The organism is Methanolacinia paynteri (genome assembly GCF_000784355.1).
In the GTDB taxonomy this organism is placed as follows: domain Archaea; phylum Halobacteriota; class Methanomicrobia; order Methanomicrobiales; family Methanomicrobiaceae; genus Methanolacinia; species Methanolacinia paynteri.
Window position 1 is genome coordinate 50,989 of the sequence record NZ_KN360926.1, and the last position, 15,431, is coordinate 66,419.

Genomic DNA, 15,431 nt, shown 5'->3' on the forward strand with positions numbered 1-15,431 from the left:
AAAGGTATGTAAAATGATAGAATTTAAAAATCTGGTCAAAACCTACGGTAAAATTAACGCTGTAGACAATCTCTCCATAAAAATAGATAAAGGGGAGGTATTTGGTCTCCTTGGCCCGAACGGTGCGGGAAAAAGTACTACTATCCTGATGCTGTGCGGGCTTATTCAGCCGACTTCGGGAGAATGCTATATCGACGGGACGGAAGTCTCGAGAAATCCCATCGAAGTAAAGAGAAGAATCGGCTATATGCCTGAAGATGTCGGGTTTTATCCCAACCTTTCGGCCGAACAGAACCTGGAATTTTTCTCCAAGCTATACAATATTCCCGAAAAGGAGAGAAGGACAAGGACAGACGAACTCCTTGAACTCGTAGGATTATCCGGTGTTGAGAAGAAGGTCGGCGGGTACTCGAAGGGAATGCGCCAGCGGCTGGGGATTGCCAAGGCGCTGATCAATGATCCCGATGTGGTCATTCTTGACGAACCGACGGCCAATCTCGATCCGCAGGGAGTTTCCGATTACCGCAAGATCATCAGGAATATTTCAGGCTCGGATAAGACGGTTCTCGTATCTTCGCATATTCTCTCGGAGGTCAGCAAAGTCTGTTCGAGGGTCGGGATCATGCAGAAGGGAAGGATAATAAAAGACGGGTCCTGGGACGAACTTGCGAGAAACCTGGATCTTTTAGGTCTGCCCGAGATAATTATCAATGTCGAGACCGCGTCCGGGATGCCCGAACTTGTTCATGACGATATCATCAGGGTTGATTATTCCGGGGGAATGACCAAGGCGAAGATTATCGCTTCATGCGATATCAGGACCGACATAGGCAGAATCCTGATCGAGAACAGGATCGTTCCGAGGGAGATCGCACTTGATGCCATAACAATGGAAGACGCCGTTCTTTCGTACTACAACGAGGTGAACAGCTGATATGAAATCCGTTGGACTTTTTGCAATAACAGAAAAGGAATTCCAGGATCATACCCACAGCAGAAAATTCCTGATGTTCCTTTCGATCATCCTTGTCGTAACGATCATAGGGATGGCTTCCGGATCTGTGGACTATAACAAGCAGATCGACGATTATAACGAACAGGTCAGCGTGGTCGATGAGAATTCTGAGACGGATTCGTATTGGTACAAGCCGTCGATAATGACGATCTTCAATAGTGTGGGAGCTCTTCTTGCATCCCTGGGAGCCATACTCGGAATCGCCATGGGATTCGACCTGATTACGAAGGAAAAAGAGAGTAAATCGCTCAAAATCCTGTTGTCTCACCCGATATACCGCGATGAAGTCATAAACGGAAAAGCCGCGGGCGGAATTCTTGCATTGCTGCTAGCTTTATTCGTAACTTTTATTATTGCAGCAGGCATCATGCTGATCTTCGGGATAGTTCCTTCGGGCGAAGATTTCATATACATAGCCTTCTTCGGGCTTGCAGCGTTTTTGATGATCTTTTCATACTTCGCCATCTCCATGTTCATGTCAACGGTTGCAGAAGACAGCGGCAATTCTCTTGTTTATACTCTTATCCTCTTCGTCTTCCTTTCGAGTCTCCTGCCGGTTTTTGTCTGGAGTTCGACGACCGACCTCATTATCGGACCTGCACCCGAATACCCGGAAGGATACTTCGATATTGACTACGGTTTCAACGGGGCAGCGGTTACGATGACCGTAAGTGATACCGGAGAAGTGACGAAAACCGAAAATGCGTATGTAAAAGAGGAGGATGAGGCCTGGGAGAAATACATGGATGAAATGGAAGAATATTGGGGTAAAAGAGAGATGTTGTCGGGCTTCATCAGCCTTCTTTCGCCGACCAACAATTTCCAGGATATCATGAATACGCTGACATATTCGAGCAGCGGCTTTGACGACCTCCTGAGGTCTTCTTATTCTCCTGCGGATAAAGAGAGTGCCGGTGTTATGGATGTTCTCGGGAAACTCTTGTGGAACTTCGTTGCCCTGATCGCAATTCCGGCAGTATTCTTCGGTGCGGCATATGTCCGTTTCATGAGGATTGACGTGAGGTGAAAATGACGGGAATTAATCAAAAATTGCTGAACTGTTTATTGGCATCGGCATTTTTAATCCTGCTTCTCTTACCGCAGGGAGTTTTTGCATCAGACAATGCAACCCCCAATGTAGAGATTATATGCAGTTTTCCCGGGAGGATCGTTGAAGCCGGTGAAACGGTAAAGTTCGACCTGAAAATAAAGAACAACTACGGCACATATCCAAAGATGCTCGATGTGGATACGTTTAAAGGAGAGAACGACTGGAAGTTTGCTTTTTACTCCGGCGAAAATAAAATCGACCGTGTTTTAATGGGAAAAGGCGAGGAGTTAGCAGTTACCCTTGAAGTAGATACGGCAGGCGACACTCCTGTAGATACATATCCGGTAAGAATCCGGATCGACGACGCACGGCTGTGGATTTATATCAAAATCGAAAAAACACATGCCGGAGAGTCCGGCGTCCTTAAGGTTACGGTTGTCGACGAACAGGGAGAAAAGATAAAAGGCGCAGTGGTGAAGGTTGTCGATGACAGAATGCATAACATCGTAAAAGAGGTCCTTACAACCGCAGACGGGCAGATCCGGACCGAAGTCGATCAGGGGGATTATATTCTTAATATCGAAAGCAGCGGTTATATCGGTTCTCAAAAGGACGATATAGCGATAAAAAGCGGCTACACCACCGACGCCGGAACAATAATGCTCGAGAAGAAAAACTACGGGCTGACCATAGACGTTAAATCCCCGCTTGTGACGGCAACCATCGGAAACAAGCCGGTATATGAAATACTGTTGTCTAATGTCGGAAAAAGCGACGATATATTCGATCTCGGTGTCGAGGGTCTTCCTGCAGGATGGTACGGGAGATTTAAACTTGCATCGAGTTCGAACGAAAGCGCATCGAGTCTCTATATTGACGCAGGTTCTGAAAAAACCGTCTTCCTCGAGATCATTCCCCCGTATTCCGTGGAGAAGGGAGATTACTCTTTCAATATCTCGGTAAATTCGTCGGATAACAGTTATACAGAAAAGCTCGAGGCAAAGATTACAGGCAGCAGCAACATGGTTGTATTCTCCGAGAAATACCGTTATGAGATCACAAAGGGTGACACGGCGGAAATTTCGATGTCGATATCGAACAAGGGAAGCGGCGAAGCGCTGACCAATGTAAGAGTCGAAGTCTCGGCACCTGACGGATGGAATGTCCGGACGACACCTTCTACGATCCCGTCCATACAGCCGGGTCAAAAAGCGGTCGTCAATCTCAAGGTCACTCCGCCTGCAAACATCGCCGCCTCGGATTACAAGATCTCCGTTAAGGTCATCTCCGACCAGGAAGAAGATACCGAGGATATTAAGATTATAGTGAGCGAGAGTTCGCTCGTCGGAATATTAGGCGTGCTGCTTCTAGCGGGAGCATGTTTCGGGGTATATTATTACTTCAGAAAACACGAGAGAAGATAGAATTGATCTATGGCACTGCTGTATTTTTTTCAAATATTAGCTGGGCAACCCCGGCACCGGCGGCCAGGTCCGCCGGACGGCCCCTGCCCAGGGGCCTTGCCTTAAGATATTTCTCTCACGGCACGCTTAGGGGACCGGCAAGGGTCCCCTAAGCTGTTGAATTTGTTTTTTTAAACATATTAAGTGCCGTAAACACCTTGAATTTACCGCATCTCGCCGCACAGGGGATACTTGTCTATCCCCTGAGCGGCCTGTCACAATTGAGAGGCCCCGGGGTCGGGGCCGATCCGTGAGCCTGCTGTGCGGCTCGCGGCGAGGGGTTGGCAATGAAGTGAGACCTGCATTTATACCCACATAGATTAACGAAGAGCTGATCTTTTTTTCATTTTTTTAATGAAAGCCGGATTACAGGTTTTTTGAATATGATCCCCCAGTATATCATGATCACTTTTTGTAACAGAATGTATGCCTGAAAACCCGTAATCCGGGCTTATTCCGCTCTTTTTTATGCGTGTTTCCTGGGTCTAAAATAAATCTCGCCAATTTGTGGATATTTAGCTGTTTAAAGGCCGGATCGTATCGATATAGCGGCACGTATTTGTCCTGTTTTTTTCAGACGATATTTATACCCGGCAGGCAGGAGATCGTGGAACACAGGGCTTCTGTGTGGATTTTGAAAATCAGGTTTTTCGCAGGATTTAGGGTTTATTTAAGTTTTACTTTACAATCCGGCCATCATTAAAAGAACCGGCCGCAGGGAAAAATATGGAGGAACTGTATATCCCTCTTCAAAGATTTCCAGAAATCTCTTTCAAATCCTTAAGGAAACTTTCGATATCCGGATATCTTTGTTCCGGGTCTCTCCTAAGGCATCTCATAATAATCCTGTCGAGATCGGTATAAGAGGGATCGCCCAGGATCTCCGAGACCGGAACGATGCTGCCTTTATCCCCGCCCGAGAGCATCTCCTCGATTAAATCTCCCTTAAAGGGCTTTTCACCGGTAAGGAGTTCGTAAAAGAGCACTCCGGTCTGGTAAATATCGGTCCTGGTTCCGGGTTTTCCAAATCTTGAAGGGAACAGCTGTTCCGGTGCTGCATAGACGAGTGAGAATCCTATATTCGAAGACTCGAAGTTGTCCGCGATCGTTTTGCTGAGGCCCCAGTCCGTGATCTTCGGGGTATCCCTGTCGTCGAGAAGTATGTTGTTGGGTTTTATATCGTGATGGACGATTCCCATCGCATGTGCATACTCAAGGCCTTCGGCAATGCCTGTGATGATGGAGATGGTCTTTTCCACCGGAAGAGGGAATGCGAGAGACATGAGATTTCTGTCGAGATATTCCATCTCGATGTACGGCGAAGGGAAGATATTTGCCGAATAGATCTCGACGATATTTTCATGCTTCAGCGTTTTCCATACCGAGATCTCCCTGATGAACGATTTTCCGGCAACCTCATCCCTGGATATCGGGATTTTTAGTGCAACGATTTCCCCGTCGCTTTCTCTTTTGGCCCTGAAAACGATCGCTGCACCGCCGGTCCCTGCTATGGAAATATTTCCGTACTTCTCGTAAAGTTCACGTGGGAATAATGAAATATACTGCCTGTCCCGGTCTTCCCCGTTATAATAGAAGGTCTTTTCATTTTCAGGAGTTTTATTTTCAGCCGGCGGAGTCCCGGACGACCATAGCCTGGAGACTGCCATAAGCACCAGTGACAGCAGCAGCAGCGTCGGTATGAATATGACGTTCATCCCGAACAATCCCGGGTTGCCGGAGATTATACACTCGAAATAAAATAAAAATGAGATTAACAGCACGATGCAGTGCACTTGACCGGTATACCCCCTGCGCCCGTTTTTTATGATTATAATCGAAAGCATGAGAGACGATGCACCGGTATAGACGAGCGATGCAATAAGCCCGAGATACACAAACAGCCCGTTTTCATAATAGGCGAACATGTTGTATGAGGTGGATATCATATGAGCGGTGATAAGGGACAGCAGAACGAAAATTGCGAAATGACCTGCCGCGATAAGATTCCTCTCAAAGGGTTCGGGTTTGCCGGCTGAATTTGCCTTCTGCTTCGCAGGGACTATGGAGAGAATTCCGGATACGATCAGCGAGATTATCAGGAAAAACAGAAATGCATCCATCTCGTCGGAGTACCAGAGATCGTAGGAGATTGTATTCAGCGGAGATGTATCTTCGGCAGATCGCGGGTAATTGTCCGAATAAACGGTGACAATACTAAGATTTCCCGAATCATTATTATTTATCCCGTATAGAAAAGGATTTTCGAAGATTATCATGCTGTTCGTATCGGATACAACATGAACCGCAGTTTCATTGTAATCATCCGGAAGTAATTCGTCAGGTGATACGATAGTGACAGTAAATGTGCTGTTTGCGCTGTCATTTACCGGGTATTCAAATTCTGCATGTACGGGTGAAATTACGAGAAAGGAGATGATCAATAAAAGTAATACCAGCCGGTTTCTTCTCAATCCCGTTCACCTTTACATAAATTATTTATTTTTTATATAGATTATATGACCGTCAGTCCATATGAAAAATCAGTCTCGCACGTGTCTGTCCCCTGCCGAGATCGATAATATCCCCGTCGGAAAGAATTATCGATTCTCCCTTTATAACCAGCTTATAATTGATATACGATCCGTTGGTGCTCCCCGGGTCTGAGAATATATACTGTGTACCGTTTTTTTGAATTTCCGCATGTATCCCGCTTATTCTCGTAACCGAGAGATATGACCCGGAGAGTATTACGGAGCATTTGTCTTCTTCAAAATACTTCCCCGTCGTCCTGCCGATCTTTGTGAGGGGGGATATTACAGGAAATATCTTCTTATCGTCGTCCCCTCCAAGCACCTGCAGGTAAGGCTCTTTTCCGGCCGGTCCCGACAGATTTTCATTTAGAATTTCTATGGCTTCCATTGCCTTGTCACTGATAATCTTAAGGTCGAGATTCGAGAAAGAATTCAGGTTCCTGATAATCGATTCGATACCGCCGTACATAAGAGAATATTTCCAGACCGGAAGAGCACCCCTGGATGTCTCTTTTCCTATTCCCGGCTCTTTCTTTATGATCCCTGCATTCAGCAGCCTGTCGATGTGCTTTTTTGTATTGTCGTAATTGGAGTTGATATGGTTCGCAATCTCCCTGACGGATCTCGGACCTCTTTCGATAAAAGTGATGATCTCGAGCCTAACGGGATTTGATATCGCCTGGAGGTATTCCAGGAGCTCTTCGAGAAGGCCGGGTTCCGCATGATCCTCCAGCGTAACATCTCCGGACTTCGTCTCATCAGGCGGGGTTTTGTGGAATACCATATATCTGATACTTATTATTTTGTCGAAAATATATCTTTAAAATTACTGTTGAAATTTTATCTGAATTTAATCTCTAATCCAAAATCAGGTATGTCCGGCGATCAGAGAAAAAGATTCACTGCCATAATGATGCATACGAATACCAGGAAAAGCCCGAACCCGAATGACAGCTGGCTGCTCCTGAGTCTTCTTGCGTATCTCGTGCCTGCAATCGCACCGCACACGGCGCCGGTGATGTACAATGCCAGAAAACCCAGCGAATGAATATTGCCGAGCTCCGCGTGAGTGATCGAGGCCGCCATACACGCGAGAAACACGACCATTGTCGAGGTCGCGGTCGCATAGTGCGGGGGAATCTTTGCCGCGATCATTGCTGGTACGTTTATGCTTCCTCCGCCGAGTCCTGTCAGGCCGTTTACAAGTCCACCGCCGCTTCCCCAGGTGATCATATGAAGTGCATGAAAATCGCCGGAGAACTCATCGCCGTACCTGTTCTTACAGCCGTCACGATACTCCGGGCCATTTTTGATTTCCGGGAGGGAGATCAGGTCCGGTTTGAGAAGAGTCGATGCAATGACCAGTAGTATGGCGATCAAAATCAGCTTTAGCGTCACTGCGGGCAGCGATATCGAGACGAGAACCGACAATACCGATACCCCTATAGCCGGAACCCCCAGGAACAGTGCCGTCTTATAGAGTATTCTCTGCTGCCATGCATAATTCACCATCGAAGTAAAGGATATTGCGACACCTATGGCAAGAGAAAGAGCGATCGCATTAATCTGGTCGAATGAAAAGATAAGTATCAGCACGGGCACGTTCAGCGTCCCCCCGCCTATCCCGAGAATCGATGCGATCATCCCGACGACGAATGCGATTATTAAAATGAACACTATCACTTCAGGTGTCATATGAATCTCTGTTCCGCGGGGGATGATACTTGTAATATCGGTATATGATAAAAAAATTATTTCTTAAGGTTCTTCCAGATTCTTGCCTGGAATCCGAAGAAAGATGAGAAGCCGATCGAATCCTTCTGGTCGATAGTCTTGCTCTCGAAAGAGACTAGATCGCCGGAATAAAGTGCATCGGGCGAGCTCCTTCCTGTAACGGTGGCTTTGCCCTTGTAGAGTTTCATATCTACTTTGCCGTTCACTCTCTCCTGCGTCTTGTTGATGAATGCGGTAAGGGCCGCGAATAACGGCTCGTGAATCAGACCCATGTACCCGAGTTCGGACCATTTTTCATCGACGATGTTCTTGAACGAGAGTTCCTGCCTGCTGAGGACCAGCCTTTCGAGATCCGAATGCGCTGCGATGAGAACGGTTGCGGCCGGGTGCTCGTAGACCTCGCGGGCCTTTAAGCCGAGGATCCTGTCCTCGATCATATCGTTCCTGCCGATCCCGTGTTTCCCTGCAATTTTGTTTACAGCGAGGATAATATCGTAGCCCTTCATTTTCTTTCCGTTAAGCGCGACCGGAATACCGTTTTCGAACTCTATAGTAATCTCTTCCGGTGTGTCGGGCGCCTCTTCCGGCGATACGGTCCATTCATAGATGTCGTTTGGCGGGTGGAAAGACGGATCCTCGAGTTTCCCTCCCTCGATACTCCTGCTCCAGCAGTTCTCGTCGACCGAATAGGGTTTGTCCTTTACAACAGGCACGGGGATCTTGTGCTTCTCCGCATAATCCATCTCCCATTCTCTTGTAAGATTCATCTCCCTCATCGGGGCCACAATATCGAGTCCCGCTCCCCTGAAGATGAAATCGAACCTGAGCTGATCGTTTCCCTTGCCGGTGCAGCCGTGCGCTACCGCACGGGCGCCTTCTTTTTCCGCGATCTTCACGATCTCTTCTGCAATTAGCGGCCTTGCAAGTGCAGTGCCCATAGGATATCCTTCGTATGAGCCGTTGGCTTTGATAGTCGGAAAGAGCTGCTCTTCCACGAATTTATCCTTTATATCGATAGTAAAATGCTTGTCGGCAATCAGGTGCCCCTTGTCTGTCGCCTTTTTTATATCTTCTTCAGGCTGACCTACGTCGACTGCGACTGTAATGACTTCGTCATAGCCGTATTCTTCTTTTAAAAGCGGCACACAGATGGATGTATCAAGGCCTCCTGAAAAAGCCAGCACAATTTTACCTTTTCCCATATTGGTCTCCCGATTTTGTATATAGTGTTAATAAGGCCTGAAATCATGCAAAAATTTGAAATCTACAGGAGATTCAGGATATTTATCACCACTATATGTCATCATAATTTTGATTTACAACAATATAATGGTGCTTTAAAAGAAGTAATTTTTGAATTTCAGGGATTCGGGATTACGGCTTTCGCCGGGACAAGACTGTCATAGATTACGTAAGATCCGATTACTCCCATGAAGTTGACCGTAACTTTTACCCTGTCCTGGAGTTTCTGGTTTCCGGGGAACTCTACCTGGTCGCCGACCGCATTGCCAAGATCCTTTGATTCGTGACTTCCGTCAGGATAGTAGACATCCACGACGATCGACTGTATGAAGTTCTGCCCGAGACCTCCCCTGAATATGGCGGTAATCGTACCGTAGACCGGGTCCTTGTTTACCTGTACATCGACCTGGTATTTGTTGTCGGGCTGTTCCGTCGGTCCGGGGATCATATCGGATGGCTGCCCCGTAGTTGCCTCGGCAGTCATTGTGGGCTCGGTCGTAGCGGCAGTCGTGCCCTCCGCCGGACCGGAATCCGTACCTGTACATGCAGCACAAAATGTCATTGCCGACATAATCACCAGAAGAATAAAAACAATTCTCATTCTCATAACCATGAGAATGTCTTAAAAATATATTTAATTTTTTAAAGTCAGTTGAAGGCGGGCTTTGTTTTCAGTGCTGCAACAAGCAGCTTTATGCCTTCTTCGATGTCCGTCAGGTCCACGACCTCGATGGGAGAGTGGATATATCTTGTCGCGATCTGGAACGGAATGCTCGGGATGCCGTCTCTTACAAGGTGGATGATCGTTGCGTCCGTATTCCCGCCGTCTCCGACTTCCAGCTGGAGAGGGATGTTGTTCGATTCTGCGGTCTTTCTCAGCCATTCGGTTACCCTTGGATCGGACATTATGCCCCTGCCTGCGGCACTCACCAGTGCGATTACCGGCCCTTTTCCCATCTCAACGGAGGCTTCTTTCTTCGTGATCCCGGGGTGATCGCCCGAGATGGTTACGTCGGTCGCGATTGCACAGTCGGGTTCGATTGCGAATGCACTGACCTTTGCTCCCTTCAGGCCGACTTCCTCCTGGACGGTGAAGACGCCGTATATCGTGTGCGGGGATTTGGCCTGCTTCAGGGTCTCTATGAGCATTGCGACGCCGACCCTGTTGTCAAGCGCCTTTCCGGTCAGCCTGTTGTTTGCAAGAAGCCTGTATTCCCTGTCGATGGTGATCGAAGTTCCGATCTCGATCCCGAGATCGTTTACTTCCTTCTCGCTCGTTGCACCGACATCTATGAACATGTCGTCGGTCTTGATCTCTTTCTTCCTGTCCTCGGGGGTCATCACATGGGGCGGTTTTGCACCGATAACGCCGGTTACCTGCCCTTTCTTTCCGTGAAGGACGACCCTCTGGGTATATGCGACGGGATTGTACCATCCGCCGATGGGGACGAACTTGATGAAGCCCTTCTCGTCGATATACTGGACCATGAAACCGATCTCGTCCATGTGCGAGGCGATCATGATCTTGAAATCGTCGCCTTTTTTGACCGCAACCAGGTTGCCCATCTTGTCCTCGTAGATCTCATCGACGAAGCCGTTGAGCTCCTCCCTGATTATCGCCCTGACATTTCCCTCGCTTGCCGAGAGGCCGTGGGCGTTTGAAAGTTTTCCAAGCAGTTCTTTTACCATAAATCTTCACTTAAATTATACTCTCTATTCTCTTAAGTGCTTCATTGATATCATCTCTCGATGCCGCATAGCTGAACCGGGCATAGTCGACGGCATTCTTGCCGAACGCATCTCCCGGAATTATAACGACGCCTGCATCAAGGATCTTATACTGCATCTCTGTTTCCATCGGGACGAACATATAGAACGCCCCCTCGGGTTTGGGAAACTCGAATCCGAGATCTTTCAGGCCGTTGTAGAGCAGATCCCTTCTTGTCGCATATTCGGACTTCATCTCAAGAACACATTCGTTTGTTCCGGTGTATCCTGCAATGGCCGCGTACTGCGATATGGAGGTCGCACAGGTTAGACAGTACTGGTGGACCTTGATCATCTGGTCGATCAGTTCCTGTTCTGCCGCAACAAAGCCAACTCTCCAGCCTGTCATCGAGAAGGTCTTGCTGGCCGCATTTATCGTGACCACGTTGTCGCCGAAGAGTGCGGCACTCGTATGCTCCTTGTCGTATATGAAGTGCTCGTAGACCTCGTCAGAGATTACAGTCACCCCGGCGTCGTCGGCATATTCGACGAGGTCCCGGATGGTCTCGCGATCCTCCACCGCTCCTGTCGGATTTCCCGGTGAGTTGAGTACCATGACCTTCGCCCCGTCGAGCATCTCTTTGCAGACTTCGGTCTTTATGTGCAGGTTTTCGTCCAGCGGGATTCCCTCGGGGATTCCTCCGGCAAGGATTGCGCATTCCCTGTAGGATACGAACCCGGGATCGGGATAGAGAACACGATCCCCGTTGTCAACGAGAGACTCCATGGCGATATGGAGGGCCTCTCCTGCTCCCCCGGTTACGATGATCTGGTCCGGCGAATACGAGAGCCCGTTCTCTCTTTTAAATTTGGCCGAGATCGCTTCCCTGAGTTCGGGGACTCCGGTATTGAACGTATATCCTGTCAGGTTGTCCTCGATTGCCTTTATCCCGGCCTTTTTGATATGGTCCGGGGTGGGGAAATCCGGCTGACCGATCCCGAGGTTGATCGAACCGGGTTTGGCCTTCTGGAAGAACTTCCTGATGCCGGACATCTCTATTCCCAGGACTCTTTCGGAAAAAAGATTGTTCTTCATCTCAACTTTCATCTCCTTTCTCCTTCATTCGATGTTGGCATGCCTTCCCTTGAGATCCTTTTCCTCGCAATTGAGTATGATCATAATCGCCGAGATAATGGAGTCGGCGAATATCATCGCACCGGTCTCAAACAGCGTTCCGAGAGGAGCGAAGGATTTGAGTTCGCCTTTCATCTGCTTGATCTCGAACTCGGACGATTCGTCTTTTATGTAATCCCTGTGGCTTTCGAGGACAACCGTGCAGTCGGAGATCCTTCCGATCCTTGAGTCGGACTTGGATGTCACGAGACATATCCTGCCCCCGAGCATCTTTGCAGTCTCGCAGAGTTCCGCGATAGTCTTCGTCTCCCCGGACCCGGAGAACGCGACAATCATATCCCCTTTCTCCATGGCGGGAGTGATCGTCTCGCCGATGACATAGGACTTCAGCCCAAGGTGCATCAGTCTCATGGCAAAGGATTTTGCGACAAGCCCGGATCTTCCGGCACCCATTACGTAGATCCTGTTTGCCTTCAGGATTTCCTCAATAAACAGGTCTACCTCCTGATCGGAGATAGAATCGGCCATCTCTTCTATCTTGGTGCTCATGAGACGGATCATATCTTCTACTGTTTTGCATTCGGACATATAACCACCAGTACGGTTACTTAGTTATAGTGGCTTTATGGAGTTATTTTCTTTGGATCGACGAGATCGATCCCGGTAAAAAAGAGTTTATTTAAGTTTTTCAATCTCTTCTTCGACTTCTTCGTAGCCCTCTTTGTAGAATCCTTCCTCGTCGGGGGCAAGTTCGCGCAGAAGGCGAAGGAATTCTCCGGCGTGCACTTTCTCTTCATCAGCGATATCGAGAAGGACCGCCTTTGCCAGTTCGTTGTCTGTGGACTCGGCAAGCTGAACGTAGAGCTGTATTGCTTCGTACTCTGCCGAGACCATGAACCTGATTGCTCTTATCAGTTCGTCGGGGGTAAGCTTGCGATCGTTTTTGAGACCTGCAAAAGGATTTCCAAATTCTGGCATTTTAATCACTTTCCTTTGGTTACAAGTCCTTATTTGGAGGACATTTCTTATTAATTTATTGGGATCTATACTCTCCTTGCATAGCCCCATTTGACTGCCGACGCCCATACCGCCTCGGCTATTGAAATAGTAACCTCCCTGTCGAGAACCCTCGGGATGATATGCTCTCTCGTCGGCCGCCGTACGTAGTCCGCAAGTGCATGGGCCGCGGCGATCTTCATTTCGTCGGATATTTTTGTTGCATGGGCGTCGAGCGCTCCCCTGAATACGCCGGGGAAGACGAGGGCGTTGTTGATCTGGTTTGCATAATCGCTTCTGCCGGTCGCGACAATTGCGGCACCAGCTTTTTTGGCTTCGTCTGGCATGATCTCGGGAACGGGATTTGCCATGGCGAAGACGATCGGGTCGTCGTTCATCCGGCGGATCATATCCCCTGTTAAAATTCCCGCCGCAGACACCCCGACGAAGACATCGGCGCCTTCGAGGGCATCGGAGAGCGTTCCTTCCCTTCCGGTGTGGTTGGTCTCGTCGGCTAGTATGAACTTGTATTTATTATTGTAGAGGCCTCTTCTCTGCCTGTGGATTATGCCCTGCCTGTCGCATACGATCATCTCTTTTACCGAGGTGCAGATGTCGCGGTTGTATCCGATGCAGCGGAGGAGCCTCGAGACGGCATATCCTGCCGCACCGGCACCCGAGACTACGATCTTCAGATCTTCGAAATCCTTTCCTGTCACCCTGCACGCGTTCAGGAGTCCGGCGAGCACGGCGATGGCTGTCCCGTGCTGGTCGTCATGCATGACGGGAATCCCTAAGTCCTGGAGCGCCTCTTCGATCTCGAAGCATCTCGGGGCGGCGATATCTTCGAGATTGATCCCGCCGAAGACCGAAGCGATGTTTCTTATCTCCGAGGCGATGTTCGCGGATTTTTCAAAACAGATCGGGAATGCGTCTATGCCTGCGAATCTTTTGAATAGTGCGGCTTTTCCCTCCATGACCGGGATCGCGGCACACGGGCCGATGTCGCCGAGGCCGAGGACGGCGGTTCCGTCGGTTACGATTGCAATGGTGTTTGCCTTTAGAGTGTACTTATAGGCCAGTTCGGGATCGTTCTTTATCGCCCTGCATACGGCTGCGACTCCGGGCGTGTATGCCCTTGAGAGATCCCATTTCGTTTCGAGGGGGATTTTACATTTTATCTCGATCTTTCCCCTGTTTTTTTCATGAAGTTCGAGAGACTCTTTATCAAGATCAGGGTATACATCTCCGTTTGGCATGCCTGCCTCCTAATTATATGAGATGACGATTCCGGTTTATAGTTGTGTTGGTCTGACCGGGTTATTAAGTATAAATGAAAATCACGTTGTGATTTACATGAAACAGTCCATGAAACCTTTGTTTCATAAACGTTTTAAATAAAAAACCGCCAACACTGGAGTAGCTATGAACAGGAAAAAATTCGAAAACATCCCCGGAGAGACGGACACGGAGAAGTATGCTTCAATATCGATCAGCGAAGGAGCGAGTGTGGATCTTCTCGATCTTAAAAAAATTCATGATCTCTATGATATCCGCGTTGTCCTGTATTTTGAAAAAGACCTGGCGGAAAACTCCACTTATGAAAAAGATCTCATGGATTTTGCCGGCCATGACGAAGACATGAGGCCGTTTATAGAGGTTGAAAAGTTTATCAAATTCGGAAAGGAGAACGATCCGACCTTTGAGAACAGGCTCTCGGAGTTTCCCCTGATGATAAAAGTAATCTCGACCGGCGAGATCACATCGGAAAATAAAAAGATCAGGTATGTAAAAGGGCTTATGCCGTTTCTCGACGACTTCGATGTCGACGAAGAGCCGGGCCCTGTTATCGGCTGATCTTCTCTTTTTTTCTGACCGCAGGGATCTTTCCGGCCGCCTTAAGGAATTCAAGTACCATCATCGGGTCCTTGATCCCCGGTGATTTCTCGACACCCGAACAGACATCGACGGCGTATGGCTGAAGCCTGCTTATCGCCGCCTGTACGTTCGACGGATTGAGACCGCCGGCAAGGATCACCGGTTTGGCAGCCGTCTTCATGATCTTTTCGGCATATTCGTAATCGAACGGAACTCCTCTCCCGTGGCTCCGATCGATTATTACCGCATCGCAGTCTTCAGGATACTTTCCGTCTTCACCCGCGACACGGATGAGCTTCCCGCAGAAATTTTCAGGTCTCTTCACATCGGCCGAGACCTGTATCGCCGAAGGATTTACAGCCGCCATCTCCTCAAGGAGATCCTGTGAATTCGTGTGCGTGACTATTACAGTGGTGGTAAACGGACCGAGTGCCGAGAAAATTTCCTTTGCATCTTCAGTGCTTATGCATCTCGGCGATTCTTCCGATATTACGACTCCTATTGCATCTGCACCCGATCTTTCGGCGAACAGTGCATCCCCAATATTTGTTATTCCGCAGATTTTAACCCTCAAAAACATCCCCGCCGGAATTTTTTTAGTTTGTTATATGCTGTCTCATGTCTTTCCCGGGCGACCCCGGCACCGGCGGCCAGGCCGCCGGACGGCCCCTGGCAAGGG

General features: G+C 48.6%; 15 protein-coding genes. 4 read left to right on the forward strand and 11 right to left on the reverse strand.

Going from position 1 to position 15,431, the window contains the following annotated elements; translation table 11 throughout:
* Positions 1-13: 13 nt before the first annotated feature.
* The 3 genes from METPAY_RS02690 to METPAY_RS02700 are packed head-to-tail and all read left to right on the forward strand — an operon-like array spanning position 14 to position 3,490.
* Positions 14-934, forward strand: coding sequence for an ABC transporter ATP-binding protein (locus tag METPAY_RS02690; protein ID WP_048148898.1), 921 nt, complete (start codon positions 14-16; stop codon positions 932-934).
* 1 nt (position 935) lies between these two features.
* Positions 936-2,042 (forward strand): ABC transporter permease, encoded by a 1,107-nt coding sequence (locus METPAY_RS02695; RefSeq protein WP_048148900.1) that lies wholly within the window; start codon positions 936-938, stop codon positions 2,040-2,042.
* Positions 2,043-2,044: 2 nt separating this feature from the next.
* The gene (locus METPAY_RS02700; RefSeq protein ID WP_048148902.1) at positions 2,045-3,490 is read left to right on the forward strand and encodes an NEW3 domain-containing protein; all 1,446 of its coding nucleotides are present in this window, start codon (positions 2,045-2,047) and stop codon (positions 3,488-3,490) included.
* A 788-nt stretch (positions 3,491-4,278) separates the two neighbouring features.
* Here METPAY_RS02700 and METPAY_RS14025 read toward each other — a convergent pair.
* The 10 genes from METPAY_RS14025 to METPAY_RS02750 form a co-directional block, all read right to left on the reverse strand.
* Positions 4,279-6,000: a serine/threonine protein kinase gene (locus tag METPAY_RS14025; RefSeq protein WP_157198973.1), complete on the reverse strand. Its 1,722-nt coding sequence runs from the start codon at positions 5,998-6,000 to the stop codon at positions 4,279-4,281.
* A 52-nt stretch (positions 6,001-6,052) separates the two neighbouring features.
* Positions 6,053-6,844, reverse strand: a complete 792-nt coding sequence (locus tag METPAY_RS02710) for an FHA domain-containing protein (RefSeq protein WP_048148904.1) — start codon at positions 6,842-6,844, stop codon at positions 6,053-6,055.
* 101 nt (positions 6,845-6,945) lie between these two features.
* The gene (locus METPAY_RS02715; RefSeq protein WP_048148906.1) at positions 6,946-7,755 is read right to left on the reverse strand and encodes a sulfite exporter TauE/SafE family protein; all 810 of its coding nucleotides are present in this window, start codon (positions 7,753-7,755) and stop codon (positions 6,946-6,948) included.
* A 56-nt stretch (positions 7,756-7,811) separates the two neighbouring features.
* Positions 7,812-8,996 carry an argininosuccinate synthase gene (locus METPAY_RS02720; protein ID WP_048148909.1) on the reverse strand — a complete coding sequence of 395 codons (1,185 nt, stop codon included), beginning with the start codon at positions 8,994-8,996 and terminating at the stop codon, positions 7,812-7,814.
* 158 nt (positions 8,997-9,154) lie between these two features.
* Positions 9,155-9,643: a hypothetical protein gene (locus METPAY_RS02725; protein ID WP_245611504.1), complete on the reverse strand. Its 489-nt coding sequence runs from the start codon at positions 9,641-9,643 to the stop codon at positions 9,155-9,157.
* Positions 9,644-9,684: 41 nt separating this feature from the next.
* Positions 9,685-10,725 carry a M42 family metallopeptidase gene (locus tag METPAY_RS02730; protein WP_048148915.1) on the reverse strand — a complete coding sequence of 347 codons (1,041 nt, stop codon included), beginning with the start codon at positions 10,723-10,725 and terminating at the stop codon, positions 9,685-9,687.
* A gap of 10 nt (positions 10,726-10,735) precedes the next feature.
* Positions 10,736-11,851 carry a pyridoxal phosphate-dependent aminotransferase gene (locus METPAY_RS02735; protein ID WP_084600660.1) on the reverse strand — a complete coding sequence of 372 codons (1,116 nt, stop codon included), beginning with the start codon at positions 11,849-11,851 and terminating at the stop codon, positions 10,736-10,738.
* Between the two features lie 12 nt (positions 11,852-11,863).
* Positions 11,864-12,466, reverse strand: coding sequence for a 6-phospho-3-hexuloisomerase (gene hxlB / locus METPAY_RS02740; protein ID WP_048148917.1), 603 nt, complete (start codon positions 12,464-12,466; stop codon positions 11,864-11,866).
* Between the two features lie 87 nt (positions 12,467-12,553).
* Positions 12,554-12,856 (reverse strand): ferritin family protein, encoded by a 303-nt coding sequence (locus METPAY_RS02745; protein WP_013329267.1) that lies wholly within the window; start codon positions 12,854-12,856, stop codon positions 12,554-12,556.
* Positions 12,857-12,921: 65 nt separating this feature from the next.
* Positions 12,922-14,133, reverse strand: a complete 1,212-nt coding sequence (locus METPAY_RS02750) for an NAD(P)-dependent malic enzyme (protein WP_048148921.1) — start codon at positions 14,131-14,133, stop codon at positions 12,922-12,924.
* 166 nt (positions 14,134-14,299) lie between these two features.
* Between METPAY_RS02750 and METPAY_RS02755 the strand changes: the two genes are divergently transcribed.
* Entirely contained in the window at positions 14,300-14,731 is a 432-nt protein-coding gene (locus METPAY_RS02755; RefSeq protein WP_048148924.1) for a hypothetical protein, read from the forward strand.
* Here METPAY_RS02755 and METPAY_RS02760 read toward each other — a convergent pair.
* Positions 14,721-15,332, reverse strand: a complete 612-nt coding sequence (locus METPAY_RS02760; RefSeq protein ID WP_084600661.1) for a phosphoribosylanthranilate isomerase — start codon at positions 15,330-15,332, stop codon at positions 14,721-14,723. The genes METPAY_RS02755 and METPAY_RS02760 overlap by 11 nt on opposite strands.
* Positions 15,333-15,431 lie beyond the last annotated feature (99 nt).

Coding starts and splice junctions, on each gene's coding strand:
- METPAY_RS02690 (WP_048148898.1), top strand. CDS start 14: ATGATAGAATTTAAAAATCTGGTCAAAACCTACGGTAAAATTAACGCT.
- METPAY_RS02695 (WP_048148900.1), top strand. CDS start 936: ATGAAATCCGTTGGACTTTTTGCAATAACAGAAAAGGAATTCCAGGAT.
- METPAY_RS02700 (WP_048148902.1), top strand. CDS start 2,045: ATGACGGGAATTAATCAAAAATTGCTGAACTGTTTATTGGCATCGGCA.
- METPAY_RS02710 (WP_048148904.1), bottom strand. CDS start 6,844: ATGGTATTCCACAAAACCCCGCCTGATGAGACGAAGTCCGGAGATGTT.
- METPAY_RS02715 (WP_048148906.1), bottom strand. CDS start 7,755: ATGACACCTGAAGTGATAGTGTTCATTTTAATAATCGCATTCGTCGTC.
- METPAY_RS02720 (WP_048148909.1), bottom strand. CDS start 8,996: ATGGGAAAAGGTAAAATTGTGCTGGCTTTTTCAGGAGGCCTTGATACA.
- METPAY_RS02725 (WP_245611504.1), bottom strand. CDS start 9,643: ATGAGAATGAGAATTGTTTTTATTCTTCTGGTGATTATGTCGGCAATG.
- METPAY_RS02730 (WP_048148915.1), bottom strand. CDS start 10,725: ATGGTAAAAGAACTGCTTGGAAAACTTTCAAACGCCCACGGCCTCTCG.
- METPAY_RS02735 (WP_084600660.1), bottom strand. CDS start 11,851: ATGAAAGTTGAGATGAAGAACAATCTTTTTTCCGAAAGAGTCCTGGGA.
- hxlB (WP_048148917.1), bottom strand. CDS start 12,466: ATGTCCGAATGCAAAACAGTAGAAGATATGATCCGTCTCATGAGCACC.
- METPAY_RS02745 (WP_013329267.1), bottom strand. CDS start 12,856: ATGCCAGAATTTGGAAATCCTTTTGCAGGTCTCAAAAACGATCGCAAG.
- METPAY_RS02750 (WP_048148921.1), bottom strand. CDS start 14,133: ATGCCAAACGGAGATGTATACCCTGATCTTGATAAAGAGTCTCTCGAA.
- METPAY_RS02755 (WP_048148924.1), top strand. CDS start 14,300: ATGAACAGGAAAAAATTCGAAAACATCCCCGGAGAGACGGACACGGAG.
- METPAY_RS02760 (WP_084600661.1), bottom strand. CDS start 15,332: ATGTTTTTGAGGGTTAAAATCTGCGGAATAACAAATATTGGGGATGCA.